Source organism: Fontimonas sp. SYSU GA230001, assembly GCF_040066175.1.
Classification (GTDB): domain Bacteria; phylum Pseudomonadota; class Gammaproteobacteria; order Nevskiales; family Nevskiaceae; genus Solimonas.
This window is the reverse complement of the sequence record NZ_JBEAAM010000064.1, coordinates 1-586: the sequence shown is the minus strand read 5'-3', so window position 1 is coordinate 586 and position 586 is coordinate 1. Positions and strand designations below refer to the sequence as shown.

Genomic DNA, 586 nt, shown 5'->3' with positions numbered 1-586 from the left:
GGCGTTGGGGCTTACGACTGATCAGGGGGCTTTGAGATGAAGCTGCATCTTGAGTGGTCACGTCCGGTACCGTTGAAGGACGCAACAGCAGAAAACCTAGTCTTCAAAGCTGACCTGTCGAAGATTTCCACCGCGTCAGGAATCTACGTATTCGGCCGCCGTTGGGGCAGCCAGTTCGAGGCGCTCTATGTTGGAAAGGCTGCGAACGTCAGGAGCCGTGTCAAGTCTCACTTCAACAACCTTCGGCTGATGCAGCATGTGAAGAATGCCAGGAACGGAAAGCGAGTCGTCCTGACGGCAAGGTTTGTCGCAAGGCCAGGTCAACAGGTCGAGAAGTGCCTGCGCGTTCTGGAGCGAGGCTTTATTCGGTATTTCCTCTCTGAGGGCCATGATCTCGTCAATAAACAGGGCACTTCCATTCGGCGCCATGAGGTCACGTCCACAGGTAGGCACCCACGCCGTGTTTTTCCGAACAGCATGTACGTTGAGAAGGCCAAGGGTGAGTAGCTACGGCAGCCCCAACTATCAGCTCCAGCCGACGTGCCACTCGCTGCGCTCGCGGCACGCGGCTGAGCTGGGGCGTTGG

The 586-nt window shown here is 57.3% G+C and carries 1 protein-coding gene; it reads left to right on the top strand.

From position 1 onward, the window contains the following. The first annotated feature begins 36 nt into the window (after nt 1-36). The gene (locus tag AAG565_RS15745; RefSeq protein ID WP_348820594.1) at nt 37-507 is read left to right on the top strand and encodes a hypothetical protein; all 471 of its coding nucleotides are present in this window, start codon (nt 37-39) and stop codon (nt 505-507) included. Nucleotides 508-586 lie beyond the last annotated feature (79 nt).